The organism is Streptomyces sp. 2114.4, assembly GCF_900187385.1.
Taxonomy (GTDB): domain Bacteria; phylum Actinomycetota; class Actinomycetes; order Streptomycetales; family Streptomycetaceae; genus Streptomyces; species Streptomyces mooreae.
The window spans coordinates 561,220-587,808 of sequence record NZ_FYEY01000001.1; the positions used below are offsets into that span (position 1 = coordinate 561,220).

Consider the following 26,589-nt stretch of genomic DNA (forward strand, 5'->3'; position numbering starts at 1 on the left):
CTCACTCCTCCTCTGAGCGCCGTCGGCGCGAGGCGGCCCCGGACCGGGCGGAACTGCTGCGTCGCCGCCGCTGCGGCTGTGCTTCCTCCTCGGATTCGTCATCCGAGTCGTCATCGCCGCCCACCACCGAGCGGACGGTGTCACCAATGGAGGAGACGGCCTTTTTGGCCTTGTGCTTTCCGACGCTTTTGGCGGCCTGCCCGCCGAAGAGCTCCGGGACGGTCACGCTGCCCGAATCGTGCTCCAGATCCAGCCGGTTGCACGCCTCCGCGAAACGCAGATAGGTATCGACGCTGGCCACCACGATGCGGGCGTCAATCTTGAGGATCTCGATCCCGACCAGGGACACCCGTATGAACACATCGATGACCATCCCCCGGTCCAGGATGAGTTCCATCACGTCGTACAGCGTTCCTGCCCTGGGCGGGCAGGGAATGACTTCGCCGGAGAATCCCGAATACGTCGTCGTGGCCATGAGAGGTGCCCTTTCAGCTGGTCAGCGCTCCGCGTTCACTGGTCGGCCGCACCTCGTCGATAGCGGTGGGTCCGGTAGTACTCGAGCAGTTCGCCCTCGTCGTCGAGCTTCACGTCGTAGGTCGCAAGAAGGCTCGTGGTGTCCGGAATCCGTGCCAGCTCCAGCACATCCACCTCGACACACCAGCCGTCGTCGGTCCGGCGTACGGCGGAAACACCTTCCACCCGCTGGCTGATCAGGCTCTGCAGCAATTCGGCGGCCCGGCGAGCCACTGCCCCGGGGTCGTTTCCCGTGGCTTTCTTGTGCTTTCGGGCAGCCGTCGACGACCGAACCCGCGTGCGGGATTGTTCTGCCATACATCAAGTCTCATCGCCGCCCTGACCTGTGCATCTTCAGCGGGACCAAATGAGGCGCCCCCGCGGCGGGGCCGCTGCCGGCCGTTCGGCCCCGTCGACAATGGCTGGTTTCCCGGTGTGGCCGGACCCACCGGGGCAGGTTGGGTGAGGAGGGTCCGGACAGGCAGGGGCTGAGAGGTGCGCGTGTACGACTACATCATCGTGGGGGCCGGGTCGGCGGGGTGCGTGCTGGCAGCCCGGCTCAGCGAGGACGAGCACACCCGCGTCCTGCTCGTCGAGGCCGGGCCGGCGGACGATGCCCAGGAGATCCATGTCCCGGCCGCCTTCAGCAAGTTGTTCCAGACCAAGTACGACTGGAGTTACCTCAGCGCATGCGAACCGGGCCTGGACGGCCGCCGCCGGTTCCTGCCCCGGGGCCGGATGCTCGGTGGTTCGTCGTCGATGAACGCGATGATCTACATCCGCGGCAACCGGCGCGACTACGACGCCTGGGCCGCCGCCGGCGCCGAGCAGTGGAGCTGGGACGACGTCCTCCCCTACTTCCTGCGCGCCGAGGACTTCCAGGGCAGGAAGTCACCGTGGCACGGCACCGGCGGGCCGCTGACGGTCAGCGAAGGCCGGTCCCGGCATCCGCTGATGGCTGCGTACGTCGCGGCCGCCCAGGAGGCCGGCCACCCCTTCACCGCCGACTTCAACGGCCCGGAACAGGACGGCGTCGGCTACTACCACCTCACCCAGCGCGACGGCATGCGCTGCAGCACGGCCGTCGCGTATCTGCGGCCGGCTCTGACCCGGCCGAATCTGGAGGTGCTCACCGGCGCCCAGTGCACCCGCATCCTGTTCGACGGCGAGCGCGCGAGCGGCGTCGAGCTGGAGCGGGGCGGCGAACTGCAGCAATGGCACGCCGAGCGGGAGGTGGTGCTGTCGGCCGGGGCGTACAACTCCCCGCAGCTGCTGATGCTTTCCGGCATCGGCGTGGCCGGTGAACTCGCGGCCCTCGGCATCACGCCCCGGGTGGACCTCCCGGTGGGGGAAAACCTGCAGGACCACCCCCATGTCGGCCTCTCCTACCTGACCGACACCGCCACCCTGTTCAGCGCCGAGACGCCGGACGCCGTGCGCCTGCTGGAGGCCGAGGGGCGGGGCCCGCTCACCTCCAATGTCGGTGAGGCCGGCGGTTTCCACCGCACCCGCGAGGAACTGGACGCCCCGGACATCCAGGTGCACGCCACTCCGGTGATGTTCCACGAGGAGGGCATCAGCCCCGTCACCGACCACGCCTTCATGTTCGGCGCGGTCCTGCTCCACCCCACCAGCCGGGGCAAGGTCTCGCTGCGCTCGGCGATCCCCAGCGCCGCCCCGCACATCCTGCACAACTATCTGGCGACCGAGGACGACCGTGCCACGATGCTGCGGGCGCTGAGGATGCTGCTGGACATCGCCGACCGCCCCAGTCTGCGCAAGCACCGCCGCGCCGATTTCCGCGTTCCCCGCTCCACGGACGACGCCGGGCTGCTGGACTTCGCCCGTCGTGAGCTGCACACCCTGTACCACCCGGCGGGCAGCTGCTCGATCGGCCCCGTCGTCGACTCCCGGCTCAGGGTGCACGGGGTGAGCGGCCTGCGGGTGGTGGACGCCTCGGTGATGCCCACGGTGGTCCGGGGCAACACCAATGCCCCCACGATCATGATCGCGGAGAAGGCGGCGGACCTGATCCGCGGCATCCCTGCTCCGGCCTGACGGGCCTGACCGGCGCATTCGGGTGAGCCGCGGGGACGGGCAGCACCCGGGCCGCTGCCGTGCGGCGTACGCCCCGGGGTCCGGCCGGGCGAGGGCGCCGCCCCGGGGCGTGGCGCGGGCCGGCGGTGTCCCGGTGGGCGCAGGCGCCGGGCCCCTCCTAGATTGACCCCATGGGGCCGCGCACGGCAGGAGGATGGGCAGGGAACCCGTGAGGAGACCGGAGCTCGATCATGCGGCGCTGTTCGCCGCGACACCGAGCGCTTGCCTGGTCCTGGACCCGGACCTGGTGATCGTCGACGTCAACCAGGCGTACCTCCAGGCGACCGGACGCACCCGGGAGGATCTGCTCGGGCAGTACGTCTTCGACGCCTTCCCCGACAACCCCGCCGACCCCGACGCCGAAGGGGTGCAGAACCTGCACCCCTCGCTGAGCCGGGTACTGGCTTCCGGGGAGCCGGACACCATGGCGGTCCAGCGCTACGACATCCCCGTGCCCGGCCGGCCCGGCCTGTTCGAGGAGCGCTGGTGGTCCACCATCAACACCCCCGTCATCGGGTCGGACGGCACGGTGGCATGGATCATCCACCGGGTGGAGGACGTCACGGCGTTCGTGCACTCCCGCCGCTCCCGGCAGATGCCCGGCGGGCAGCTGAGCGAGCGCGAGGAGGCGATGGAGGCCGAGCTGTACGTCCGTGCGCGGGCGCTGCAGCACCTGAACGAGGAACTGCGCCGGGCCCACGCCCGCGAACGCCAGGTGGCGCTGACCCTCCAGGAGGCCATGCTCCACTCCCCCGACCTCGCCCGGCACCGCGACATCGCGGTGCGCTACCTCCCCGCCATCGGCTCGCTGAACATCTGCGGCGACTGGTACGACATCGTCGACCTCGCCGGGGAGGCCTTCGCCGTCGCGGTCGGCGATGTCGTCGGCCACGGCCTGGAGGCCGCCGCCGTGATGGGGATGCTCCGCAGCGCCCTCAGCGCCGCCGCCCGCTCCGTCGAAGGGCCCGCCCAGGCGCTGAAGGTGCTGGGCCTGTACGCCCGCTCCGTCGACAAGGCCCTGGCCACCACCGCCGTGCAGGTGCTGATCGACACCGGCCGTCGCGAGGTCACCTACAGCAGCGCCGGCCACCCGCCACCCGTCCTGCTGCGCGCCGACGGCACCCACGCGCTCCTGGACCAGGCCACCGACCCGCCCCTGGGCGCCCACTCCGAAGACGAACCCCGCCCACAGGTCCGCCTTCCGTACACACCCGGCGACACCCTCGTCCTCTACACCGACGGGCTCGTCGAACGCCGCGACGAGGACATCGACACCAGCCTCGCCCGCCTCACCGACGCCCTCTCCCGCTACAGCCGGTTCAGTCCGGAACGCCTCGCCGACGCACTGCTGGCACGCCTCGGCGTCAGCGCCGGCGCCCGTGACGACATCGCCCTTGTCATCGTCCGTCTGTAGCCGGGCGGAGGGAGGACGACCGGGGGAAGGACGCGCACGGGTTCGGCGGTCGCCTTCAGCTTCAGCGGGAGTGATCCGGCGGACTGCGACGGACCCGACGGCTGCGACGGGAGTCACGCGACGTGTACGCGCCGTCATGGCGGGCGACTCCCCCGCACACATGGGCAGCTCTCCCCGCCCCGCAACCCGACCAGCGGATGCAGCTACGGGATGCGTCACGCACCATGGGCGTAAGAAGATCCAGATCCTCGAACCGCTCGGGATGACCGATGACAGAGCATCCAGGACTTCCTCGTGCGAACCACCGTCGTGCGCCGCAGGGCCGCCCGGCACGGCCGCCTACCGGAACCGGCCCGCCCGGCCACCCACACCGCAGCATGTCCGTGGTGACCACCGCGCGGGCCTTCCCCGCCGTGATCCCTGCCCTGCTCCCCACCATGATTCTGGCCCTTGTCGTGGTCCTTACCGGCGTCGGCGCGTCCACCGGGACCGCCCGCGCGGACAGCGCCCGTTTCCGGACGACCACGGCTGCGGCAGCGGCCCCGGCCACTCATCGTGCGGTCGCCCCGAGTCAGCCGGCGCCCGCGCCCCCGGATGTGGTCCAGACGTATTTCAACGTCATCAACGACCGTGATTTCGTGGCCGCTTGGGCGATCGGCGGGCGGCAGCACATCGCGGGCCGGTCGTACGACGCCTTTGTGGCGTCCTTCAACACCGTGTCGAAGTTCGACGTCACGATCGTATCGGTGCAGGGCACCAAGGTTGCGGTCAAGCTGGACGCCACGCAGACCGATAAATCCCATCGTCATTACGCCGGCACCTACACCGTTGTGGACGGCGTGATCGTGGCCGCCGACATCCACCCCAAGTGACCGTACTGGGACCCCGGCCCGCACCGCTGTCAGAACCTCGACCCTCCCCGCTCCCCCCGCATGTCTCTTTGAACCGGCTCCCTCAGGCCCGGTGTCGCCCTGGGTACGCGCCCCGGGCTGACTTACCGTGGCCGGGTGACAGCAAGTGCAGGCAAGCGCGCATGCCGCCGTGACCTGTGGGCGGTTGCCGGTGCGGTGGCGCTGTGTGTGCTGGCGGCGGTCGTGGGACGCGTCATCAACCGGACCATTTACGGTTCCGAGGGCATTCTGCGGCTCGGCTGGCCCCCGTTGTACGCATGGTGGCTGCCGCACGTCGGCCCCGGCACTCCGGCGGCGGTGGCCGTCGCCGCGCTGGTGGTGGTATACGGGCCGTCGACCGCACGGCGTCTGCCGTGGCGGGGGCTGGTGCCGGCCGTATGGGCCGCGGCGATGGCCTGGACGTGGTCGCTCGCGCTCGTGGACGGGTGGGACCGTGGCGTCGCGGGGCGGCTGACCACGAGCCTGGAGTACCTGCAGTCCGTCGACGACGTGCACGATGTGGGCGCATTTCTGCGGGACTTCACCCACCACATCCTGGTCGGATCGCCCGGCCTCTGGCCGGCGCACGTGGCCGGTCATCCGCCCGGCGCGCTGCTGACGTTCGTCGGCCTGGACCGGATCGGGCTGGGCGGCGGTACCTGGGCCGCCGCCTGGTGCCTCACCGTCGGGACCTCCTTCACCGCGGCCGTCCTGGTGACCGTCCGTGTGTGTGGTGGTGAGGAACTGGCGCGGCAGGCCGCCCCGTTCCTCGTGCTGGCTCCCGCGGCGGTATGGATCGGGGTCAGCGCCGACGGCTACTTCGCGGGCGTGGCCGCCTGGGCCCTCGCCCTGCTGGCCATGGCGGCCACACGGAGCACACGGGTACCGCGCCTTGCCGCGCTGGGCGCGGGGCTGCTGCTCGGCTGGGCCTGGTACCTGTCCTACGGCCTGACCCTGCTCGTCCTCCCCGGGGCAGCGGTGCTGCTCATCGCGCGCTCGGCCCGCCCGTTGCCCTGGGTGCTTCTGGGCGCGCTGGTGTGGGTGGTGGCGTTCACCTCGGCCGGCTTCTGGTGGCCGGAGGGCTATACGACCCTCGTCGAGCGCTACTACCAAGGCGCCGCGAAGGTACGCCCGTACGGCTACTTCCTCTGGGCGAACCTGGCGGCCCAGGTGCTGAGCGTGGGCCTGGCCACCGTCGCCGGGCTGCGCCGCGCCGCCGGTCCGCTGTGGACGGCCGTACGCGGCATCCGGCGCGAGGCGCCGACCGGGCGGGGCGCCCTCGCCGTTCTGGTCGCGGCCGGGGTGTGCATGCTGCTGCTCGCTGATGTCTCCGGGATGAGCAAGGCGGAGACCGAGCGGATCTGGCTGCCCTTCGCGGTGTGGACGCTCCCCGCGTGTGCGCTGCTGCCACGCCGTTTCCACTCCTCGTGGCTGGCCGCGCAGGGGCTCCTCGCCCTGCTGGTCAACCATCTGTTGCTGACCGGCTGGTGACCGTGGCCGGCGGCCACCGCTGACGGCCGGCGGCGCACCACACGCGCGTCTACCCCTTCCGCTCCGGGGGCGCCGGCGGAGGCGGAGCCGGAGGAGCGGGCGGCGGTGGCGGCGAAGAGGGGGGCGCCGGCGGTGGTGCCGGAGGCAGCGGACTCTCGGAGGGTGCTCCGGCCGCATACGCGCGCCACAGGGCGAACAGCAGACACACCGCGGAGGCCGCGAAGAGCGCCGCCGAGATCAGCAGCCAACGGCCCCAGAACACGTCGGATGGCAGGGCGGTGTACAGCGAGAACCCCGGGACCCTCCGCAGGATGAGCGGATACCACACCAACAGGAGCAGGAGGGCGACGAAGGCGGGCACCCGGAGGTAGTTGATCCCGCCTGCCACCACGGGCGGCGGAGTGTCCGCGGGCACCGGGGCTTTCGCGTCGCGCCGCTGACGGCGCGGGTGCCGGACGAGGCGTTGTGCCATGCGGTCGGTGACGGTGTAAAGGGGCAGGAACACCAGGTCGTGCAGGAGGGCCGCGCCGACGAACCAGAGGAGGACACCGAGGGTGTCTCCGGTGAGCAGTCGCACGCCCGCGTACCCGGCCAGGAAGAAGGAGCACAGGACGAGCAGGAGGTGGAGCGAGGACGCCCCGTAGCGGGCGCGGAAGCCCTTCACGGTGTGTCCCCGAAGGCCCCGAAGGTGAGGCGGGTGACCCATTTGGTGTTGTGCACACCGGGGTTGGCGGGGACGATGATGCGCGCCGGGTATCCGTGGTCCGGGGAGAGGTCGGCGCCGTTGACCCGCAGGGCCAGCAGCGATCCGGCATCGCGTACCTGGTTGTCGCGCAGCTGCGTCGAGCGGAAGGCGCCGGCGCGCTGCACGGACTCGACGAAGACGCCCGGTGGGCCGTGACGCAGTCCGACGAGGGCGGCGAGCTCCGTCAGCCGGACGCCGCTCCAGTGCTGGTCGTCGGTGGACCAGCCCTCGACGCAGGCGATGGGCAGGGCGGCCGTGTGCTGGGGGAGGGCGAGGAGCTGTGCGCGGGTGAAGGTCTTCTCCCGGCCGTTGCCCCGTACGACCAGCCGCCACTCGGGGCCGATGTCGCGGGCCCGGATCCCGACACTCGCCGCGGTCTTGTTGATCTGGAAGCCGTTGGGCCCCCGCCCCGGCTCCTGGCCGCGCGGAGCCAGCAGCGCGGTGCGGCGGAGGGAGCCGCCGATGCTCTGCCCGGCCGTGACGAGGAGCAGGCCCAGCGATCCCGCACCCACCAGACCGAGAGCGCCGCGCCGCGACATGGTGACAGGCGCGGGGCGCGGGGTCACCAGCCCGGTGCTGTCGGGCGGTTCGCCGGTCGTCCGGGCGGCGGGGGTGTTCAGCTCGGTGCGCAGGCGGCGGCTGCGCAGGGCCTTCGCCATCACGGGGACACGGAAGGCGATATGGACGAGGAAGGCACCGATGAACACCCAGGCGCCGTAGAAATGCAGCGTGTAGAAGGAGCCCGGGAAGATGTAGTGCAACTGGATGTTCAGCACCCCGGTGACGAACTCGAACAGCGCCCCGCCCACGAGAAGCAGCAGCGAGAGCCGTTCCAGCGCATGGCTCGGTGAGCGCAGCGGCGGCCAGGAGAACAGCTTCGGGATGACCGACCACAGCTTCGCCAGCAGCACGGGGATCAGCACCACACCGAGCGTGACATGGATGCCCTGGGTGAGGCGGTAGAGCCAGTACGGGCTGGTCGGCCAGGAGAAGAGGTAGAAGCCCAGCCAGCCCTTGCCCGGTGTCTGGTCGTTACCGGGAGCGAGATCGGGGTTGTAGGCGGCGTAGGACAGCAGTCCGGTGACGAAGAGCACGGGGACGCCGACGAGCAGCACCAGCCCGAACACCGAGGTCAGCCACGGTCCCCGCAGGGGGCTGCGCCAGAACGCGGGGCGCGCGGGGCCGGGCGGCGGACCGCCTGGCCGGCGAGGAGGGCCGGCGGCGGGGTGGTGCGGCTCGTCGTCGTGGTCGCGCGGCTCCATGGCATCCCTCCGCCGTTTCCGGGCCGGCTCGGCCGACCGCCCAGGGACAAGATATGCACCAAGAGGCACATATCGCGTGAACCAGGACTTTCCGCCGATCGTGCGGCACCGCCTGCCGAGGAATGGCTTGCCGGTTGCGCTCTACTCCGAAGCTCCCCGCTCCTGCCCGGAGGTGTCGTCCCGCAGGTAGGCGAGCCGGTCGACCACCTCGACGACCCCGTCGACGCTTTCGCACAGCCGCACGGCGATCGGGACCAGGCTCTTGTGGTCCACCGTGCCGGTGAGCGTCACGGTGCCCTCCGCGACATCGACCGTGACCGCCGACGGGGCCACCCCGAGCGTGCGCGTCAGCACCTCCTCCAGCACCTCCTCCTGGATGGCGCGGTCCCGGCGCAGAAACAGCCGCACCAGGTCACTGCGGCTGATCACCCCGATGAGACGGCCGGTGTCATCGACCACGGGCAGCCGCTTGACCTTCTTCCTCTCCATCGTCCTGGCCGCTTCGACGACGCTCCACTCGGGTCGGGCCGTCACGGCGGGGCTCGTCATGATCGCTTCGGCGGTGGTCGCCCCGAGCTTGGCGAGCTGCCGGCGCAGCAGATCGGCCTCGGACACCACGCCCACCGGCCGCTCGTCCTCGTCGAGGACCGGGACGGCGGTGATGTCGTACTCGTCGAGCAGGTGGGCGATCTCCTTGAACGGAGTGCCCCGCTGGACGACGACGGCGTGCGGTGTCATCAGGTCGGCAACGTTGCGGTGCCTCATTTTCGGCCAGTCCCTCCGGGTGGTGCGCGGGCCGGATCTCACCGGCCTGACGGGCGGGGAATCCGGTACGGGCAAGCCTGCCTCGCACCGGTGCGGTGTGCGCGGGGCCCGACGGGTCCGGCGCGTCCCCGGCCACGCGCGATCGCCGGGGACCGGTCATTCGTGCGGCACCACCGCGATCGGGCAGGTCACGTGGTGGATGGCGGCGTGCGCCACCGGGCCGACGCGTGGCGCGAGCGGGGGGCGGTGCAGTTTGCGGCCGACCACCAGCAGTTCGGCCCCGAAGACCGACTGGACCAGGGCCCGGGTCGGGCTCTCCGGCAGAACGGTCCGCTGCACCGGCACCTCGGGGAATCGCTCACACCACGGACCCAACGCGTCCTGCAGCTCGGCATCCGCTTCTTTGGTGAGTTCCGTCGCGGCATCGGGGTCCAGGCCCCACGGGGTGTAGGCCTGCACGGGGAGCGGACGCCCGTGAACGGCCTGCAGCGCAAGCCCCCGGCTCGCCGCGGCGTCGAAGGCAAAGCCGAGCATCCGCTCGCACGGGCCGTTCAGGCTGAGGCCTGCGACGACCCGCGCTTCGGGGGCGGGCGGGCCGCCCGGCCGTTCGTGGCGCGGTGGTTTCGTGCGCCCGCCCTCCTCCCGGACGAGGACGACCGGCCCCTTGGCCCGGCCCACCACGTTCAGACTCACATCGCCGAGTACGTAGCTCTCCCACGGCCCGAGCGCCCGCGATCCGAGCACGACCATCCGCGAGTCGCCGGCCGCGCCCAGCAGCGCCGGTTCGGCCTCCGCCCCCACCAGGTCCTCGATGATCCGCAGACCCGGATGGCGTTCGCGCACCTCGTCCCGGGCCCGGCGCACGACCTCCCGGGCGCCGGCGTTCCGGTCTCGGTCCGCGGACACGTGCGGCGCCTCGGGCGCCAGAAGTATCCACGCATGGAGAAGCCGCAGCGCCCACTGCCGCCGGTCCGCTTCGTCAGCGGCCCAGTGCGCGGCCGCCAGGCTCTCCGGCGAGCCGTCGACTCCCACGGTGATGACTTCCGGCTCCATGGCCGCCTCCGACCGGGTACGACGTCTCCGCCCCACTTCCCCATCGTGGCCCCGATCACCGCGGCCTGCCATGCCGTACGGGTCCCGCGGCCGCGGCGCGGTGACACCGGGTCCCACCCGCCGCTGCGGACGGTCCGCGGGCCGTGGAGGCCGGACACCTGCCGGTCCGGCAGGGGATTTCCGGCCGGATTGGGCGGGAGCAACAGCCGCGCGGGGCCGCTGGTGCCGTGCTACTGTCGATCTCAGTTGCAGTTGTGGTTCCCAAAGACTTCACGCTACCTCGTCGGCCTTCCAGGCCGGCGGGGAATGCTTTTGTATTTCCGGTTTTCCGGAGGGGCAATCATCGCGGCGACGCGGGGTCCGCACAGTGCGGCCCCGGGCACTGCCCCGAAGGAGATATGACATGGCTACTGGCACCGTGAAGTGGTTCAACTCGGAAAAGGGTTTCGGCTTCATCGAGCAGGACGGCGGCGGCGCCGACGTCTTCGCCCACTACTCGAACATCGCCACCCAGGGCTTCCGTGAGCTGCAGGAGGGCCAGAAGGTGACCTTCGACGTCACGCAGGGCCAGAAGGGCCCGCAGGCCGAGAACATCCTCCCCGCCTGACACTGACGCGTCACACCGCAGCTGGGGCCCGCACCTTGGGTGCGGGCCCCAGCTCGTTGCCCTTTTGCGGAATGCGCTGTGCGTGCCGCCGCGGCCGCACGAGCGACAAGGGGCAGCCTGTTCGGCGCCGCAACCGCAGCCCGCTGCGGCAGCACGGCAGCCCGTCCGGTTCCGTGCTCCGGCACCGTGTCCGCCTCCCTTTGCGGCGGCACTCTTTCACGCGTCGGCGGTCGATTCCGCCCCGCCTCGTTCCATCTGTTTTCTACGGTCCGTGCTGCGATTCTTCTGTGTGGCTGACAGCTGCCGGGAATTCTTCGACGTACCGCATCGAGGAAGGTTCTTCATGAACCGCACAGCTCGCCCGAACGACCGCTCCGCCCGGAACCGTTCCAACGGCTCCGCCGGCTCCGGCCGCGGCGGCTACCGCTCGCAGGCGTCGAACCGGTCCGGTGCCAAGCGGCGCCGGCCCGCCGCACGACCGGAAGAGTTCGCGCTGCCCGTCACGCACACCCCCGCACTGCCCCCGGCCGAGAACTTCGCCGCCCTGGACATGCCGCCCGCGCTGCTGGCGGCGCTGACCGCGGAAGGGGTGGCGTCCCCGTTCCCGATCCAGGCCGCCACGCTGCCGAACTCGCTGGCCGGGCGCGACGTTCTGGGCCGTGGGCGCACCGGCTCGGGCAAGACGCTCGCCTTCGGTCTGGCGCTGCTGGCCCGTACCGCCGGGCAGCGCGCCGAGCCCCGCCAGCCGCTGGCACTGGTCCTGGTCCCCACCCGCGAGCTGGCCCAGCAGGTCACCGACGCCCTCACCCCCTACGCCCGGTCACTGTCGCTGCGGCTGGCCACCGTCGTCGGCGGAATGTCGATCGGCCGGCAGGCGAGTGCGCTGCGCGCCGGTGCCGAGGTGCTCGTCGCGACGCCCGGTCGGCTCAAGGACCTCATCGGCCGTGGTGACTGCCGGCTGAACCAGGTCGGCATCACCGTGCTGGACGAGGCCGACCAGATGGCCGACATGGGCTTCATGCCCCAGGTCACGGCCCTGCTCGACCAGGTCCGTCCCGAGGGGCAGCGGATGCTCTTCTCGGCCACCCTGGACCGCAACGTCGACCTGCTGGTCCGGCGCTACCTGACCGACCCCGTGGTCCACTCCGTCGACCCCTCGGCGGGCGCCGTCACCACGATGGAGCACCACCTGCTGCATGTCCGCGACGCCGACAAGCACGCCACCACCACGGAGATCGCCGCGCGTGAGGGCCGGTCGATCATGTTCCTGGACACCAAGCGCGCCGTGGACAAGCTCACCAAGCACCTGCTGAACAGCGGTGTCCGCGCCGCGGCCCTGCACGGCGGCAAGTCCCAGCCCCAGCGCACCCGCACCCTGGCCCAGTTCAAGACCGGCCAGGTCACGGTCCTGGTGGCCACCAACGTCGCGGCCCGCGGCATCCACGTCGACAACCTCGACCTCGTCGTCAACGTCGACCCGCCCACGGACCACAAGGACTACCTGCACCGCGGCGGCCGTACCGCGCGGGCCGGCGAGTCCGGCAGCGTCGTCACCCTCGTCCTGCCCAACCAGCGCCGCGAAATGGACCGCCTGATGGCGGACGCGGGTATCACCCCGCAGTCCACCCAGGTCCGCTCCGGGGAGGCCGAGCTGAGCCGCATCACCGGCGCCCAGGCCCCTTCCGGGGTTCCCGTCACCATCGCCGCACCAGTCGTCGAGCGTCCAAAACGCAGTGGCTCCTCCACCCGCGGCCGCCGCAGCCGCTCCGCCCAGGCCCGTCGCTCCACAGGATCACCCCGGACCGCGACCGGGGCGTCCCCGCGGCAGCGGTCCGGCGGCAAGACGTCATGACCACCCGCTCCGCCCGCCCGTTTCCGGCTTCTCCTCGACCCTGAAGAGGCACTATGCGCGTCGTCATCGCCCGTTTCCCCTTCGACTTGATCAAGACCGAGGTGCAGGATGCGATGAAGGGCATCAAGCCCGAGCCCGTCACGGGTGAGTCCGTGCAGATCGGCAGCCGTCACTACCCCGTCAAGCAGGTCGGGGAGGTCATCACCGGTCAGGACCGTCGTGACTTCACGGCCGGTGAGGTGACCCGGGCGATGACCCGCCTCGGGTTCACCTGCCGCCCCGCGGCGCCGGCCGCCCGCACCCCGCTCGAGGAGGCGTCGGACCTGCTCCAGGGGCCGGCGTCCCCTGACCGGATTCCGGAAGCCTGACGCCCCGGCAACACCCCGGCAGCACTGCGGCACAGCAACACAGCGGCATGGCGTCACCGTCACAGCTCATGACGTCATGCCGTTATGCCGCTATGCCGTTCCTTTATGCCGTCTGGCGAGCCGGCAGCGCTCAGCGGTCGGAGTAGCGGAAGTCGCCCACCGTCCAGGCGCCCACATCCTCGATCGCGACGCGGTACATCCCGCCGGTCTCGGGGAGGCCGAAGCTCCCCTGCAGAATCCTCGCCACATGGAAGTGCAGATGGGTGGGCGGGCCGCTGTGGTGGGGCGCGCGGGAGTGCGTACCGGCTGAGGAGAAGAGCGAGGAGAACGGCCCCAGCCGTTCCGATTCCGCAAGGACCTCGGCCACGCGTTGCCGCCACACGGTCTCGGGTGCCAACCGCCCGGTGAGGACGGCGCCTTGGACCGCAACGGTGAGAGACATCTGGTTGCTCTGCTCCGACTCCACCATGGCGGCGATGTCGACGAGCAGTTCGTCGGGCTTCGACATGGCAGCAGACTCTACTGCCGTGACCGGCCCTTGGCAGCACATGCGCGCGAGAGCCGCGCCGCTTCCCCCGGAGTGCCGGAGCCCTTACGGGGTACCCGTCCGAACGGGGCGGGCGGGGTGCCCGTCGAGCAGGAAGGGAAGCGGCGGATGGCCATAGCCAAGACCAGCGTCCTGGTACTGGATTGCGCGGAGCACGCGGCGCTGGCGGATTTCTACGCACAGTTCCTCGGCGGAGAAGTGCGGGTCGGGACCAGCCCGGACTACATCGAAGTCGTCGAAGGCGGCACCGTCCATCTCGCGATACGGCGGGACCGCGGTGCGGCGCCGCCGAGTTGGCCCCGCCCCGATGACTCACAACAGGCGCATCTGCACTTCCTCGTCCCGCAGGACAACATGGACGAGGCGGAGCGCGAGGCGGTCAGCCTGGGGGCACGGCCCTTGCAGACCCGCGAGAACGGCGGGCCCTACGACGCCCGCCGCTACTCGGACCCCGCGGGCCACCCCTTTGTGCTCGCCGCGAGCGAAGGGCACTCCCTGGGGCAGGCGAACTGAGGCGCGCCGCGAACGGGCCGCGGGCCGGAACCCTTGCCCAGGGTTCCGGCCCGCTCGGTAGGCACGGAAGGGGTTCTTGCCGCACACGTCGAGGACGGTGCCGTGGCCCTCAAGGGTTCTGCGGGTCGACCCCCGTGTGGGCTTCGGCGTCCCGGCCGCCGCTGGGCCGGCGCGAAGGGCCCTTCGGCCCCATGTCCCGCATGCCCTTCTCATCGGTCTCGGCAGCGTGCTTCTCGCCGCTGCGTGTCTCGCTCTTCACTTCGCTGGCCGGCGGCACCTTCTCCTGCCCGGACGTCTCCTTGCTGGTGTCCTTCCCGGGCGCATAGCGCTCGGGGTGGAACGACCTGTGCGCGCTCTCGTTCTTCTGCTGCTCGGTCTGGTCAACATCGGGCGACCAGCCGTGTTGCTCGGTGCCCTTGTGCGTACTGGGGCCCTCACCCGTCCTCGGGTGCGACTTCCGGTCCTTGGTCATGTCTGCTCCCTTGGTTGGCGTCGCCGACGGGCGGCGCCGTCCCGCGGCCCGCGCAGTGGCCGAACGGCCTGCGCAGGGGCGGAAAGCCCTCGCATCCTGCAGCCCTCCGGCCCATGTGCCGTGCTCATGCCGCTGTGACCCACGCGCCGAAGACTCCCCCACGTCCAGCCTGCGGGCCGACCGGATCATCCGCATCTCAGCCAGGAGCGCAGATGCGTAGTCACGAGGTCACCCTCCGTCCCTACGAGTCCTCCCCAGCCGATGCGTCGGGCAGGCAGGTCCTCGTAGGGGCGGGTGGCCCCGTCGCCGGGGCTCGTCCGCAGGGATCAGGCGGCCCGGTGGTGCTCCTTGCGCCGGCGCCGTACCAGGAAGGTGCCGGTGACGCCTGCCGCGACCACGGCCGCGCCGGCGCCCACCGGGAGCAGGGGGAGGGCGGACGGTTCGCCGGCCGAGGCCAGGTTCTGCAGCGAGGCGCCCGGGTCGATGGTCGTGGCGACCGGTGCGACGTGCCGGATCGGGCCGACCGACTTGACCGAGCCGTCCGCGTTGAGCAGCACCTGCTTGTTGTTGGGGTGCCGGAAGTCGAACATGCCGTTCAGTGAGCCGGCCCGGGCGTCGAAGGAGGCATCACCGATCCGGCCGGTGTGCCAGTTGTTCTCGATGAACTTGATGATCGAGGTCTGCTCGGTCCGGGTGTGGTCGATCTTGTTGACCTTGCTGTACGGGGAGATGACCAGCAGCGGCTGCCGGGTGCCGGGGCCGCAGCGGTCCGCATAGCCGCCGGCGGCCGCGGGACCCGCCTGGCAGGCGGGGCTGTCGGTGGCCTTGCCGTTGGAGCCGGTGGAGGTGTCCTTGGAGCCGTTGCGCGGCTTGGCGAAGGCGTGGTCGTACCAGCCGTCGGAGTCGTCATAGGCGACGACGATGGCGGTGTCCTTCCACTGCGGCGACTGCTGGATGCGGTTGATCCGGTCGACGAGGAAGTGCTGTTCGTCGAGCGGGTCGGAGTAGGCCGCGTGCGCGTCCTGGTACTCGGGGGCCTTGAGGAAGCTGACGGCGGGCAGCTTGCCCGCCTTGAGGACGGCGTCGAAGTCGCTCAGGTCGTAGTTGTGGTTGGCCCGTCCGGCGTGGCCGACCTCGTCGACGCTCTTCGGCGGCAGGTGGTGCGGGTTGGCGGTCGACTTGTAGTACTCGAACGGCGAGTGGTGCGGGCTGTAGTCGACGACCGCCGCTCCCCCGACGTTGGTGTGCGTGGTCCCGCCGCACTTGGCGTAGTGGCCCGCCTTGCCGTCCCAGCCGGTGCTGGGCCGGAAGCCGCCCTGGAACCAGCCCCAGCTGACGTGCCGGGAGTTGAGGACGTCGCCGATGTTGCGCCCCTTCATGGCGGCGACCGCGTTCTTGCCGGTGTGGTCCTTGTTGGAGCAGTCGTCGTACGCCGGATCCGGGTCGTTGATCATCGTGCCGACGCCCTGTGCGTCGGGTGACTGCACGGCGTGCGCGTCGGGGGTGGCGGTCTGCCGGGGGTTTTCGGTGCCGGATTCGGGGTCCATGGAGGTGACGCCGTGGGTCTGTCCGGAGACCAGGTTGAGGGCGCCCGGGGTGGAGGGGCCGTAGACCGAACTGAAGGAGCGGTCGCCCAGGGAGTAGTGCTGGGCGTAGTTCCACAGGCCGGTGACGGTGTTGCCGTCGTAGTAGTCCATCACCAGGCCGGGCTCGCCGAAGAGACCGCCGGAGCACTTGCCGGAGTCGGTGTTCTGGACGAACTTGTCGGCCTTGCCGCCGTTGTACGCGTACTGCTCGGGCCCGTAGTCATGGGTCTGGTCGCAGGTCATGGCCTGCTGTGGCGCCAGGCGCTTGGGCGCGTACTGGTTGGGGTTGTGCTTCAGCAGCCCGGCGGTGCGCAGGTTGTCGATGTCCCGGGGCGTGTGCGGGGAGGCGGTGAACTTGGTGCCGTCGGTGTTGGCGGCCTCGGGATAGGTCGCGAAGTAGTGGTCGAACGAGATGTTCTCGTCGAAGAGCACGACCACGTGCTTGACGGGCGTGGCCGTACGGGAGGAATCGGGGTGCTGCGGCCCGGCGGCCCATGAGGGCGCACCCGCGCCCAGGACCGTGAGGGCCGCGGCACCCGTGAGGGCCCCCAGACGCCGTACCGCTGCTCGTCTTCCCCTACTGGCCATGCTGGTTCACCCTCCGGGCCGGGATGTATTGATGCTGTACGGCGGGATGCTCTGCCGGGCGGACGGCGGTCCGGCAGAGCCATCATGACGCTGGAGTGAACAGTGAGTCAGGTATGCCAGGACAAACCTTGACCGGGTGTTGACCCTTCGGGGGCCCACGGCGTGCGCCCCTCAGGCCAGCAGGGCGCGGCCGTACCAGTCCTTCTCCTCGCGCACGCCCGGCAGCGCGAAGAAGTAGCCGCCGCCGAAGGGCGAGATGTAGTCCGTCAACGGCTCACCGGCCAGCCTTCGTTGTACGGCCTCGAACTGGCGGGCGAGGTCGCGCTGGTAGCAGCAGAACAGCAGGCCCATATCGAGATTCCCGTTGCTGTCCACGCCCCTGTCGTAGTTGTAGGCCCGGCGCAGGATCCGCTGACCGGCGCTGGAGGGGGTGCGTGGATTGGCCAGCCGGATATGGCTGTCCAGGGGGATCACCTCGCCCTTGGGGTCGCCGGGATAGTCGGGGCTGTCGTGTTCCCGGTCGCCGTCCAGCGGCGCCCCGGTCTCCCGGGAGCGGCCGAACATGCGCTCCTGCTCGGTCAGCGACACCCGGTCCCAGAACTCCACCAGCATGCGGATCAGCCGCACCACCTGGTAGCTGCCGCCGACCGCCCACTCCGGCTCACCGTCCCGTGCCCCGACCCACACCAGGCGGTCCATCTCCCGGGCGGCGCGGGCATCGGGGTTGGCCGTGCCGTCCTTGAAACCCATGAGGTTGCGCGGCGTCCCGGACGGCCGGGGCGGGCTGGTGAATCCGTCCAGCCGCCAGCGCACCTGCATGCCGCCCCGGGTGTGCCGGGCGATATCACGCAGGGCGTGCAGCACGGTGTCCGTGTCGTCCGCACACAGTTGGAGGCTCAGGTCGCCGTGGCACCAGTCGGACTGCAGGTCGTCGTCGGGGAAGGCGGGCATGGCGGTCAGCCGGCGCGGTGCCCGCCCGTGCAGCCCGAACCGGTCGTCGAACAGCGAAGCGCCCACGGCGAGGGTCACCGACAGCCCGCCCGCGGGGACCTGGGCGCCCAGGAGGCCCGAGTCGGTGGGCGGACCGGTGATGCCCACCGACTCCGGTACCCCGCCGCTGGTCAGGAACCGGGCACGTGCGGTGACGGTACGCATCAGCTCGGCAAGTTCCCGGCGGTTCTGCGCGGTCACATCGAACGCGGTGTACGCCGTGACCCGGCGGGGCGGTGCGAGCACCGAGGCCTGACGCGGGCCATGGAAGGGCACCCGTGGTGCGGCCCAGGGGACCGGCCCGGGGCCGGTCATCAGGGCCGGTGCACCGGCCTGGTGCGGGCCGTCGTCGGCGGACGCGGCACCACCGGCCGCGAGTCCGGCCCCGGCGAGCGCCGCTCCCCGGAGGAATCCCCGTCGGCCGACACCGCTCATGTCCTTCACACCGTTCTCCGTGCGTCGCACAGCGTCGCCACCGACGCCAGCCGTTCCACCAGGTCTCCGAACACCGCATCGATCCGCTCCCGCTGAGCGCGGTCCAGCTGGCTCAGTGCCGGCCACCGTCCGTCCGCCCGGAGACCGTCGAGCAGTCGCTGTGTCCGGCTCAACTCGCGCTCCACGTAGGGCAGTCCGGGGTACCGGGTCACCAGCAGGGGGCGCAGCCGGGTGAGGACGGCGCGGGTTGCGTCGAGGTGGGCGCGGGCGGTGGCGAGGGTGCTGCCGCTGCCGTAGTCGGTCCGTCCGGTCAGCTCGGACTGCAGCGTGTTCTCCAGGATCTCGTGTGCCCGCAGGCCGAGGTCCGCCGGTTCCATCCGTGCCTGCGCCCAGTCGTCCCGCAGCCTGTGCACCGCGTCGTCGAGGGCGGCGGCCGGTGCGCGCAGGGAGTCGGCGGACTGCCCGTGCCACAGCCCGTATTCGAGGCGGTGGAAGCCGGTGAATTCCGGGTCGCGGTCGCCGTCCGGCAGACCGGCGCTGGTGCCGTTGATCTGCTGGTCCGCGTCGCCGAAGGCCCCGTATGCCGCGCCCAGCCGTTCGTAGGCGAGGTGCGCGGGCAGCCAGGCGTCCCGGGCTGCCGCCAGGTCCCCGCGCGCGAGGGCGGCCCGCAGGGTCCCGGTCCGGCCGACGAGATCGTCCAGGCCGCCCGCGACCCACTTCTGATAGTCGAGCGCCGGGGGGATCAGATCGTGCTCGGTGACCGGGGCGGCCGCGGGCCCGGCCTGACCGCCGCCGCCGATACGGACCGTGGGGCCCGTGACCGCGTCGGCGTCGTCCGGCAGGCACCTGAAGGCGTACGAGCCCCGGCCCAGCCGGACCCGCAGGTGCCGCGTGGTTCCGGGGCCGATGCCCTCCACCTCGCCGAACACGGCGCCGCTGCGCGGGGACGTGAGGTAGACCTCCGCCGCCGCGGCGGAGGTGTTGTGCAGATCGAAGACCTGGGTGCCGGCGCGGGGGTTGCCCCATCCCCGGCCGCAGCCGCCCGGCGACACCTCGACAGTGGTGTGCCGCAGCCCGTCCGCCGCGGCGGCCTGCCCCTGCCGCGTGGTGCCCTCCGGGTCACCGGACAGCACCGGCACCAGCGCCGCCAGCAGCCCGCCGGCCAGGACCACACCCCCGCTCCACCGGACACGAGGGGACCGCAGCTTCCCTAGAGCGGTCCGCGGCACTCCGAGCCTCCCGGGGGGTCGTTCCCGCCACGCGATGACGGACGTGGCGCAGACGGGGAAAGGGCCGCGGCCCGGAGCGTTCCGCCAGGGCCGACGACAACGCTGCACATGCTAGACAGCGCTATGCGCCCGAACACGCTTTCCCCGGAAGAGACGCCAAGATTTTCCTGGTGGTTCATCGGACCGTTGCCGTTCGCGAGTTCGGCGGGCCGGCCAGGTCGGTCAGGCGGAGCCGGGGTGAGGGGCGGCACGGACGTGCATCCGCTCGCCCTGTGCCCCGAAGAGGCTGAGGAATTCCACGGGATGCGGCCCGGCGTTGGCGAAGCCGTGCGGGGTGTGGGTGTCGAATTCGGCGGCCTCGCCGGAGGTGAGGACGAGGTCGTGGTCACCGAGAGCCAGCCACAGCCGGCCGGAGAGGACGTAAAGCCACTCGTAGCCCTCGTGGGTGCGCAGTTCAGGCCGTGTGCCGGTGGTTTCCCTGGCGGGGAGGATGTGTTTGAAGGCGTGCAGACCGCCGAGGTGACGGGTCAGTGGCACAAAGGTCTGTCCGTTGCGGGTGAAGGGGCGCGGATGGACCCGGGGGTCGCCGGTGGCCGGTGCCCCGACCAGCTCGTCCAGCTGCACTCCGTGGGCCTTGGCGAGCGGGAGCAGGAGTTCGAGGGTCGGTTTGCGCTGCCCGGACTCCAGACGCGAAAGAGTGCTGAGCGAGATGCCGGTGACCTCGCTCAGCTGCGCCAGGGTGGCCCCGCGCTCCCGCCGCAGCGCCCGTAGCCGCGGGCCGACCGCGTTGAGCACACCGGGAATGTCATCGTCCGCCATGGCTCCATTTGCCGACCCGGCAACAACTTTTGTCAAGTCGGCGAGGAGGTGCGCCTCACCGACTCCGGCCCGGCCGCGACCGGCTTCCACCCCGGTACGCACCGGACCCCGCCGGGCGAGAGTCGCAGAGATCACCCGATTGGCGCACCACACCGACCACCCACCACTGCCCGTAAGTCACTGTGGAACGGCAGGACAAAGGCCTCCGTTCAGGCCTTGCCCGCGCAGGATGGAAAAGCCGCCCCCGCATCTCCGATTTTCGCTGACCGGGATGAATCGGCGTCTTTCTGGCCGGCGGCCCGATACGACCGCAGCCGGTGGATTCACTCGTCCCTTCTCACGTCGGGAGCTCACCATGGAACCCGGACCTCACGTCTGGAACTGCCCGTTCGACTATGCGGAGGGCCTGGAATTCGATCCGACGCTCAAGCGCCTGCTGACCGAAGAACCGGTCGCCCGCATCCGGCTGCCCCACGGGGAGGGCGAGGCATGGCTGGTCACGAAGTACGACGACGTACGCACGGTGACGACCGACCGGCGCTTCAGCCGGAGCGCCGTCATCGGCCGGGACTTTCCCCGTATGACGCCCGAGCCGATCGTCCAGGACGAGGCGATCAACGTGATGGACCCGCCCGCCAGCAGCCGCTTGCGGAGCCTGGTCTCCAAGGCGTTCGCCCCGCGTCATGTGGAGCGCATGCGGGCCCGCACCCAGCATGTCGTGGACGAGCTGCTGGAGCGGATGGCCGCGCAGGGTCCGCCCGCCGACCTGATGGAGAGCCTGGCGAACCCGCTGCCCCTGACGACGATCTGCGAGGTCCTCGACATCCCCGAGCGCGACCAGGCGCAGCTGCGCGCACACGCCCGGACCATGATGAACGTGACCGTCGAGAACCGGGAGCGCGCCGTCCGGGCCAAGGCCGACATGCGGGCCTACTTCGAGACGCTGACCGCGAAGCGGCGTCAGCACCCGGGAGAAGACCTGATCAGCGCCCTGGCCACGGCTCGTGACGGGGATGAGATCCTCAATGACCAGGAACTGACCGTGATGGCCATGGTCCTGCTCATCACCGGCCAGGACACCACCACCTACGAGATCGGCAACCTCGCCTACACGCTGCTCACCCGGCCCAGGGAGCTCGCGATGCTGCGCTCCCGTCCCGAGATGCTTCCGCAGGCGCTCGACGAAATGCTGCGGTTCATCCCCTTCCGCAAGGGCGTCGGCATCCCCCGCGTCGCCACGGAGGACGTGGAGTTGAGCGGTGTGACGATCCGGGCCGGGGACATCGTGCACGTCTCCTATCTGACGGCCAACCGGGACAGCCGGAAGTTCGACCGGCCCGACGAACTGGACCTGGAACGCGAGGGCCGCACCGCCCACATGACGTTCGGCTGGGGCGGACACCACTGCCTGGGTGCCCCGCTCGCGGTCACGGAGCTCGAGGTCGCCCTCAAAACCCTCCTGGACCGCTTCCCGGAACTCCGGCTGGCAAAGCCGGCCGGGGAAGTCCGCTGGAACACCACCTCGATCTGGCGCTATCCGCTGGAGCTGCCGGTCACTTGGTAACGGTGGGCCACGGCCGCAAAATGCAGATTCCACCCGCCTGGCGTACGGTTACTACTCGGAAAGATCAATCCACCAGCACGGGGAGAGTTCATTCTTCGACGGCTGGCCCGCCCGATTCCCTTCCGGGGTCGTCCTTTTCGAACCGCCGGATCCGCACCTGGTTCCTTCGCCCGCTCTGAATGGGCGAGTTACCGCGACGGATACCACCGGCCGAAATAAAAACGACTCGAATTCAGCGCAGGGAATCCCTGAGGGGCCACAGTCTGCAAGGAGTGCATCTCATGGCGGTTCTGTGCAAACCAGCAATCGCGGTCCCTGAATACGTCATCACCCAAGACGACACCCTCGAACTCGCGCAACGGCTGCACAAGGACCACACGCAGCTGAGGCTGATCCTGCGGCTGATCGAGAACACCGGCGTCCTCAAGCGGCATCTGATCCAGCCGATCGACAAGGTGCTCAAGCATCCGGGGCTCGATGCCCGTAGCGCGGTCTACGAAGAGGAGTCCAAGGCCCGCGTGCCCGCCGTGGTCCGCAAGGCACTCGACCAGGCCGAGCTGGAGCCGCAGGAGATCGACCTCATCGTCTACGTCTCCTGCACCGGCTTCATGATGCCGTCCCTGACCGCCTGGCTCATCAACACCCTGGGCTTCCGGTCGGAGACCCGGCAGATGCCGATAGCCCAACTCGGCTGCGCGGCAGGGGGCGCGGCGGTCAACCGGGCGCATGACTTCTGCACGGCGTACCCCGACGCCAACGTGCTCATCGTCGCGTGTGAGTTCTGCTCGCTGTGCTACCAGCCCACGGATTTGGGTGTGGGGTCGCTGCTGTCGAACGGGCTTTTCGGTGACGCGGTCGCCTCCGCCGTGGTCCGCGGCAGCGGCGGCACCGGGGTCCGGCTGGAGCGCAACAGCTCGTACCTGATCCCGAACACCGAGGACTGGATCTCCTACGCGGTCCGGTCCACCGGCTTCCACTTCCAGTTGGACAAGCGCGTACCCGGGACCATGGAACCGCTCGCCCCCGCCCTGCGCGCCGTCGCCGAGCAGCACCAATGGGACGCGGGCGACCTGGACTTCTACATCGTCCACGCGGGCGGTCCGCGCATCCTGGACGACCTGTGCCGCTTCCTCGAGGTTCCTCCGGAGGCGTTCCGCTTCAGCCGCGCGACGCTGACCGAATACGGCAACATCGCCAGCGCGGTGGTACTCGACGCCCTGGCGCGCATGTTCGACGAAGCGTCGGCGCTCGACGGCCACCGCGGCCTGCTGGCCGGCTTCGGCCCCGGTATCACCGCCGAGATGGCCCTGGGCACCTGGTCCTCCGCCCCTGCGCCCGCGGCATGACCCGACCGCTCGGTGCGCCCGGCAGGTGAGCTGCCGGGCGCACCGGGCGGAGCGCGGATCCATTTCCACCGTCCGCCGCCGGTGTCCGTCATGACCGCCTTCCCTCCGTCCGGCCGGGCCTCTCCGGACGGTCTGGCACGCCCCGGCCGACCGCCGTCACCGGATCGAGCGCCACCCGACTGCGGCAGCCAGCGGGAGCACGGCGGTAATTCGCGCATACCGTGTATATGCCTTGAAAAGGAATATCTTGACATATACGCCTACGCGTTTTATGCACGATTCATACGGACGACGAGGTACTGGCCGCCTCCATATCAGCAGGTGAGAGGGCGTGCCGGGGAAGCCGCTGGGCGACCTGGGCGTTCCGGTCCGGCGTCCGCCAGGGGCCTGCGGGCGTCGGGCCCCGGTGCCGGGCGGTCGCCGGCTCCGGGAGTCGGCCGCAAGACGAGGAGAAGACCATGGCACGTGCAGTGGGTATTGACCTTGGTACGACGAACTCGGTGGTCAGCGTGCTGGAAGCCGGTGAGCCCATCGTGATCACCAACGCCGAGGGGGCCCGGACCACCCCGTCGGTGGTCGGGTTCGCCAAGGGCGGCGAGGTGCTGGTGGGCGAGATCGCCAAGCGGCAGGCCGTGACCAATGTCGACCGCACCGCGCGGTCGGTCAAGCGCCACATGGGCGAGGCGCAGTGGCGTTTCCCGGAGAGCGGCGACATCGACGGCAAGCGGTACACCGCGCAGGAGATCTCCGCGCGGGTGCTGCAGAAGCTCAAGCGCGATGCCGAGGAATACCTGGGCGAGGACGTGACGGATGCGGTGGTCACCGTTCCGGCGTATTTCAATGACGCCCAGCGCACCGCTACCAAGGAGGCCGGCGAGATCGCGGGCCTGAAGGTGCTGCGGATCGTCAATGAGCCGACCGCCGCGGCGCTGGCCTACGGCCTCGACAAGGAGAACGACCAGACCATTCTGGTCTTCGACCTCGGTGGCGGCACCTTCGACGTCTCGCTCCTGGACATCGGCGACGGCGTCGTCGAGGTGAAGGCCACCAACGGCGACACCCACCTGGGCGGCGACGACTGGGACCAGCGGATCGTCGATCACCTCACCAAGCAGTTCAAGAACGCCTACGGCATCGACCTGTCCCAGGACAAGATGGCCACCCAGCGACTGCGGGAGGCCGCCGAGAAGGCCAAGATCGAGCTGTCCGCGGCGACCGAGACCACGATCAATCTGCCGTATCTGAGCGCGTCGGCCGACGGGCCCCTGCACCTGGACGAAAAGCTCACCCGCTCGCAGTTCGAGCAGCTCACCGCCGATCTCCTCGAACGCTGCAAGACCCCGTTCCACAATGCGGTGCGGGACGCCGGGATCAAGGTCTCCGACATCAATCATGTGATCCTGGTCGGCGGCTCGACCCGTATGCCCGCGGTGACCGAACTGGTCAAGGAGCTGACCGGGAAGGACCCGCACAAGGGCGTCAACCCGGACGAGGTCGTCGCCGTCGGCGCCGCCCTGCAGGCCGGTGTCCTCAAGGGTGAGGTCAAGGACGTCCTCCTGCTGGACGTCACCCCGCTGTCCCTGGGCATCGAGACCAAGGGCGGCATCATGACCAAGCTCCTCGAACGCAACACCACGATCCCGACCAAGCGGTCCGAGATCTTCACGACGGCCGAGGACAACCAGCCGTCGGTGCAGATCCAGGTCTACCAGGGCGAACGCGAGATCGCGGCGTACAACAAGAAGCTCGGGATGTTCCAGCTCACCGGCCTGCCCCCGGCGCCCCGCGGGGTCCCGCAGATCGAGGTCTCCTTCGACATCGACGCCAACGGCATCATGCACGTCACGGCCAAGGACCTGGGAACCGGCAAGGAGCAGAAGATGACCGTCACCGGCGGCTCCTCGCTGCCGAAGGACGACATCGACCGGATGGTCCGCGACGCCGAGCACCACGCCGAGGAGGACCGCCGCCGCCGGGAGACCGCGGAGACGCGCAACCAGGCCGAGCAACTGGTCTACCAGACCGAGAAGTTCCTCAAGGACAACGAGGAGAAGGTCCCCGGCGAGGTGAAGACCGAGGTCGAGACCGCGATCGGTGAGGTGAAGGAGAAGCTGAAGGCCGACGCGTCCGCCGACGGTGACCACACCGCGGAGCTGCGTACCGCCTCCGAAAAGCTCGCGACCGCCTCCCAGAAGCTGGGCCAGGCCATGTACGCCGAGGCTCAGTCGCAGGCTCAGGCCCAGGGCTCCGCGCAGGGTTCCGAGGGGGCAGGCGGATCGGGCGCGGCCACCGGCGAGCAGGACGATGTCGTCGATGCGGAGATCGTCGATGACGACAAGCAGGAGGGAAGCGCACGATGAACCGTCCGACCCACGTCCGTGACCTCCCTCAGCCGCCGCTGGCTCTCGTGGGGCACCGACAGGAGGAAACCCCCGGACCGGTCCCGCCCCGCACCACCCAGGCCGGGCAGCAGCCCGCTCAGGACACGGACAGGCCGCCCGGGGACCGCCGGGACCCCGGTCGGCCGTCCCGCCAGGACGGGGCCGCCGCGCGGCCGGCGTCGCAGGACGCGGCGCTGCGCGCCGAGCTCCAGGAGCGTACGGCCGATCTGCAGCGGCTGAAGGCCGAGTACGACAACTACCGCAAGCGGGTCCACCGCGACCGCCTGGCGGTCGGTGAGATCGCCGTGGCCAATGTGCTCAGCCGGCTGCTGCCCGTGCTCGACGCCCTTGCCGAGGCCGGGGAGCAGGGCGAGGTGACCGGTGGTTTCCAGCGCATCGCCGAGGCGCTGGAAACCGAACTGGGGGCGCTGGGCCTCCAGCCCTTCGGTATGGCGGGCACCCCCTTCGACCCGCTGATCCACGAGGCTGTCACCTACACCCCTGATGACCGGCTGGAAGAGTCCGTCTGCACCGCGGTCCTCCGCCAGGGCTACCGGGTGGGCGACCGCCTGTTGCGTCCCGCGCAGGTGACCGTGGCCGGCAAGCCGCCCGCCGGGGCGTAGCACTCTCCGGGCCGGACCACCAGGCCGGACCACCGGACCGGCCCACGGGACGGGACCGGACCCGCTCACCGGCCCTTCCGTCGTGACGCCACGACGGAAGGGCCGGTTTCCGTCATGCCGTGGCACGGTCCGTGCCGGGCACCCGCGCCCCTTTTCCTTCCGCATCGGTTCCGCACCGTGGAATTCACGTGGTGAGCCGCCCCGCTCCCCTTTTCCCTCGCAGGCCAGAGCGGGTGACAGGAACGGGCACCAGGAACCGGATCAGGCATCAGGAAGTTCCGGTCCGGTCGCGTCGGGGTCCGTGGAGTGATCGACGAGTTGACCGACGGGTCATGCCTTCGCCGGGACGGAATTCCGCCCTCTGTGGGCGGCTGCGCATATGTGCGAGTCACGGGGGCACGCGGTCCTCCATCGCCACAGACATCCACCGTACTTCGAC

The 26,589-nt window shown here is 70.5% G+C and carries 24 protein-coding genes; 12 read left to right on the top strand and 12 right to left on the bottom strand.

Annotated features, from left to right (window positions below; translation table 11 throughout):
* Position 1: 1 nt before the first annotated feature.
* Together CFW40_RS02315 and CFW40_RS02320 are read right to left on the bottom strand one after the other, a co-directional pair.
* Positions 2-475 (bottom strand): gas vesicle structural protein GvpA, encoded by a 474-nt coding sequence (locus tag CFW40_RS02315; protein ID WP_088796146.1) that lies wholly within the window; start codon positions 473-475, stop codon positions 2-4.
* A gap of 35 nt (positions 476-510) precedes the next feature.
* Positions 511-831, bottom strand: coding sequence for a gas vesicle protein (locus tag CFW40_RS02320; RefSeq protein ID WP_088796147.1), 321 nt, complete (start codon positions 829-831; stop codon positions 511-513).
* A 183-nt stretch (positions 832-1,014) separates the two neighbouring features.
* Between CFW40_RS02320 and CFW40_RS02325 the strand changes: the two genes are divergently transcribed.
* From CFW40_RS02325 to CFW40_RS02340, 4 genes are all read left to right on the top strand, one after another.
* The gene (locus tag CFW40_RS02325; RefSeq protein ID WP_088796148.1) at positions 1,015-2,571 is read left to right on the top strand and encodes a GMC family oxidoreductase; all 1,557 of its coding nucleotides are present in this window, start codon (positions 1,015-1,017) and stop codon (positions 2,569-2,571) included.
* A gap of 193 nt (positions 2,572-2,764) precedes the next feature.
* Entirely contained in the window at positions 2,765-4,024 is a 1,260-nt protein-coding gene (locus CFW40_RS02330; RefSeq protein WP_088796149.1) for a PP2C family protein-serine/threonine phosphatase, read from the top strand.
* Positions 4,025-4,410: 386 nt separating this feature from the next.
* Positions 4,411-4,896 carry a hypothetical protein gene (locus tag CFW40_RS02335; protein ID WP_143034594.1) on the top strand — a complete coding sequence of 162 codons (486 nt, stop codon included), beginning with the start codon at positions 4,411-4,413 and terminating at the stop codon, positions 4,894-4,896.
* A 135-nt stretch (positions 4,897-5,031) separates the two neighbouring features.
* Positions 5,032-6,405 carry a hypothetical protein gene (locus tag CFW40_RS02340; protein ID WP_256331630.1) on the top strand — a complete coding sequence of 458 codons (1,374 nt, stop codon included), beginning with the start codon at positions 5,032-5,034 and terminating at the stop codon, positions 6,403-6,405.
* Between the two features lie 49 nt (positions 6,406-6,454).
* Here the strand turns inward: CFW40_RS02340 and CFW40_RS02345 are convergent, their stop codons facing one another.
* The 4 genes from CFW40_RS02345 to CFW40_RS02360 form a co-directional block, all read right to left on the bottom strand.
* Entirely contained in the window at positions 6,455-7,069 is a 615-nt protein-coding gene (locus CFW40_RS02345; protein ID WP_256331629.1) for a hypothetical protein, read from the bottom strand.
* On the bottom strand, positions 7,066-8,412 hold the full coding sequence (locus tag CFW40_RS02350) for a molybdopterin-dependent oxidoreductase (protein ID WP_088796151.1): 1,347 nt from the start codon (positions 8,410-8,412) through the stop codon (positions 7,066-7,068). Before CFW40_RS02350 ends, CFW40_RS02345 begins: the two co-directional genes overlap by 4 nt.
* Before the next feature lie 141 nt (positions 8,413-8,553).
* Entirely contained in the window at positions 8,554-9,177 is a 624-nt protein-coding gene (locus CFW40_RS02355) for a CBS domain-containing protein (protein ID WP_088796152.1), read from the bottom strand.
* Positions 9,178-9,333: 156 nt separating this feature from the next.
* Complete coding sequence (locus tag CFW40_RS02360) at positions 9,334-10,230, bottom strand: universal stress protein (RefSeq protein WP_088796153.1); 897 nt, start codon at positions 10,228-10,230, stop codon at positions 9,334-9,336.
* 403 nt (positions 10,231-10,633) lie between these two features.
* Between CFW40_RS02360 and CFW40_RS02365 the strand changes: the two genes are divergently transcribed.
* The 3 genes from CFW40_RS02365 (at position 10,634) to CFW40_RS02375 (ending at position 13,057) form a co-directional block, all read left to right on the top strand.
* Positions 10,634-10,837 carry a cold-shock protein gene (locus CFW40_RS02365; RefSeq protein WP_042152846.1) on the top strand — a complete coding sequence of 68 codons (204 nt, stop codon included), beginning with the start codon at positions 10,634-10,636 and terminating at the stop codon, positions 10,835-10,837.
* Between the two features lie 343 nt (positions 10,838-11,180).
* Complete coding sequence (locus CFW40_RS02370; RefSeq protein WP_088796154.1) at positions 11,181-12,689, top strand: DEAD/DEAH box helicase; 1,509 nt, start codon at positions 11,181-11,183, stop codon at positions 12,687-12,689.
* Between the two features lie 53 nt (positions 12,690-12,742).
* Complete coding sequence (locus tag CFW40_RS02375) at positions 12,743-13,057, top strand: SCO5918 family protein (protein WP_088796155.1); 315 nt, start codon at positions 12,743-12,745, stop codon at positions 13,055-13,057.
* Positions 13,058-13,187: 130 nt separating this feature from the next.
* On the opposite strand, the gene CFW40_RS02380 is transcribed toward CFW40_RS02375, so the two are convergent.
* A complete protein-coding gene (locus CFW40_RS02380) occupies positions 13,188-13,565 on the bottom strand; it encodes a hypothetical protein (RefSeq protein ID WP_088796156.1) in 378 nt (125 codons plus the stop codon).
* Between the two features lie 147 nt (positions 13,566-13,712).
* Here CFW40_RS02380 and CFW40_RS02385 point away from each other — a divergent pair, with 147 nt between their 5' ends.
* Positions 13,713-14,117, top strand: coding sequence for a VOC family protein (locus CFW40_RS02385; RefSeq protein WP_088796157.1), 405 nt, complete (start codon positions 13,713-13,715; stop codon positions 14,115-14,117).
* Between the two features lie 109 nt (positions 14,118-14,226).
* Here CFW40_RS02385 and CFW40_RS02390 read toward each other — a convergent pair whose 3' ends face one another.
* From CFW40_RS02390 to CFW40_RS02410, 5 genes are all read right to left on the bottom strand, one after another.
* A complete protein-coding gene (locus tag CFW40_RS02390) occupies positions 14,227-14,589 on the bottom strand; it encodes a hypothetical protein (RefSeq protein ID WP_088796158.1) in 363 nt (120 codons plus the stop codon).
* Between the two features lie 326 nt (positions 14,590-14,915).
* A complete protein-coding gene (locus CFW40_RS02395; RefSeq protein ID WP_088796159.1) occupies positions 14,916-16,763 on the bottom strand; it encodes a phospholipase C in 1,848 nt (615 codons plus the stop codon).
* A 171-nt stretch (positions 16,764-16,934) separates the two neighbouring features.
* A complete protein-coding gene (gene efeB / locus CFW40_RS02400; RefSeq protein ID WP_088801859.1) occupies positions 16,935-18,188 on the bottom strand; it encodes an iron uptake transporter deferrochelatase/peroxidase subunit in 1,254 nt (417 codons plus the stop codon).
* Between the two features lie 5 nt (positions 18,189-18,193).
* Positions 18,194-19,360, bottom strand: a complete 1,167-nt coding sequence (locus tag CFW40_RS02405) for an EfeM/EfeO family lipoprotein (protein ID WP_256331627.1) — start codon at positions 19,358-19,360, stop codon at positions 18,194-18,196.
* Between the two features lie 279 nt (positions 19,361-19,639).
* A complete protein-coding gene (locus CFW40_RS02410) occupies positions 19,640-20,236 on the bottom strand; it encodes a helix-turn-helix domain-containing protein (protein ID WP_088796161.1) in 597 nt (198 codons plus the stop codon).
* 355 nt (positions 20,237-20,591) lie between these two features.
* On the opposite strand from CFW40_RS02410, the gene CFW40_RS02415 reads away from it, so the two are divergent.
* From CFW40_RS02415 to grpE, 4 genes are all read left to right on the top strand, one after another.
* Positions 20,592-21,800 carry a cytochrome P450 gene (locus tag CFW40_RS02415; RefSeq protein ID WP_088796162.1) on the top strand — a complete coding sequence of 403 codons (1,209 nt, stop codon included), beginning with the start codon at positions 20,592-20,594 and terminating at the stop codon, positions 21,798-21,800.
* 281 nt (positions 21,801-22,081) lie between these two features.
* Positions 22,082-23,146: a type III polyketide synthase gene (locus CFW40_RS02420; RefSeq protein ID WP_088796163.1), complete on the top strand. Its 1,065-nt coding sequence runs from the start codon at positions 22,082-22,084 to the stop codon at positions 23,144-23,146.
* 458 nt (positions 23,147-23,604) lie between these two features.
* Positions 23,605-25,506, top strand: coding sequence for a molecular chaperone DnaK (gene dnaK / locus CFW40_RS02425; RefSeq protein ID WP_088796164.1), 1,902 nt, complete (start codon positions 23,605-23,607; stop codon positions 25,504-25,506).
* Positions 25,503-26,150 (top strand): nucleotide exchange factor GrpE, encoded by a 648-nt coding sequence (gene grpE / locus CFW40_RS02430; protein WP_088796165.1) that lies wholly within the window; start codon positions 25,503-25,505, stop codon positions 26,148-26,150. Before dnaK ends, grpE begins: the two co-directional genes overlap by 4 nt.
* Positions 26,151-26,589: the final 439 nt, after the last annotated feature.

Bases quoted from the DNA above. Each gene is read 5' to 3' on its own strand.
- CFW40_RS02315 (WP_088796146.1), bottom strand. From the start codon at position 475: ATGGCCACGACGACGTATTCGGGATTCTCCGGCGAAGTCATTCCCTGC.
- CFW40_RS02320 (WP_088796147.1), bottom strand. From the start codon at position 831: ATGGCAGAACAATCCCGCACGCGGGTTCGGTCGTCGACGGCTGCCCGA.
- CFW40_RS02330 (WP_088796149.1), top strand. From the start codon at position 2,765: ATGGGCAGGGAACCCGTGAGGAGACCGGAGCTCGATCATGCGGCGCTG.
- CFW40_RS02350 (WP_088796151.1), bottom strand. From the start codon at position 8,412: ATGGAGCCGCGCGACCACGACGACGAGCCGCACCACCCCGCCGCCGGC.
- CFW40_RS02355 (WP_088796152.1), bottom strand. From the start codon at position 9,177: ATGAGGCACCGCAACGTTGCCGACCTGATGACACCGCACGCCGTCGTC.
- CFW40_RS02360 (WP_088796153.1), bottom strand. From the start codon at position 10,230: ATGGAGCCGGAAGTCATCACCGTGGGAGTCGACGGCTCGCCGGAGAGC.
- CFW40_RS02365 (WP_042152846.1), top strand. From the start codon at position 10,634: ATGGCTACTGGCACCGTGAAGTGGTTCAACTCGGAAAAGGGTTTCGGC.
- CFW40_RS02370 (WP_088796154.1), top strand. From the start codon at position 11,181: ATGAACCGCACAGCTCGCCCGAACGACCGCTCCGCCCGGAACCGTTCC.
- CFW40_RS02375 (WP_088796155.1), top strand. From the start codon at position 12,743: ATGCGCGTCGTCATCGCCCGTTTCCCCTTCGACTTGATCAAGACCGAG.
- CFW40_RS02380 (WP_088796156.1), bottom strand. From the start codon at position 13,565: ATGTCGAAGCCCGACGAACTGCTCGTCGACATCGCCGCCATGGTGGAG.
- CFW40_RS02385 (WP_088796157.1), top strand. From the start codon at position 13,713: ATGGCCATAGCCAAGACCAGCGTCCTGGTACTGGATTGCGCGGAGCAC.
- CFW40_RS02390 (WP_088796158.1), bottom strand. From the start codon at position 14,589: ATGACCAAGGACCGGAAGTCGCACCCGAGGACGGGTGAGGGCCCCAGT.
- CFW40_RS02395 (WP_088796159.1), bottom strand. From the start codon at position 16,763: ATGGCCAGTAGGGGAAGACGAGCAGCGGTACGGCGTCTGGGGGCCCTC.
- efeB (WP_088801859.1), bottom strand. From the start codon at position 18,188: ATGAGCGGTGTCGGCCGACGGGGATTCCTCCGGGGAGCGGCGCTCGCC.
- CFW40_RS02410 (WP_088796161.1), bottom strand. From the start codon at position 20,236: ATGGCGGACGATGACATTCCCGGTGTGCTCAACGCGGTCGGCCCGCGG.
- CFW40_RS02415 (WP_088796162.1), top strand. From the start codon at position 20,592: ATGGAACCCGGACCTCACGTCTGGAACTGCCCGTTCGACTATGCGGAG.
- CFW40_RS02420 (WP_088796163.1), top strand. From the start codon at position 22,082: ATGGCGGTTCTGTGCAAACCAGCAATCGCGGTCCCTGAATACGTCATC.
- dnaK (WP_088796164.1), top strand. From the start codon at position 23,605: ATGGCACGTGCAGTGGGTATTGACCTTGGTACGACGAACTCGGTGGTC.
- grpE (WP_088796165.1), top strand. From the start codon at position 25,503: ATGAACCGTCCGACCCACGTCCGTGACCTCCCTCAGCCGCCGCTGGCT.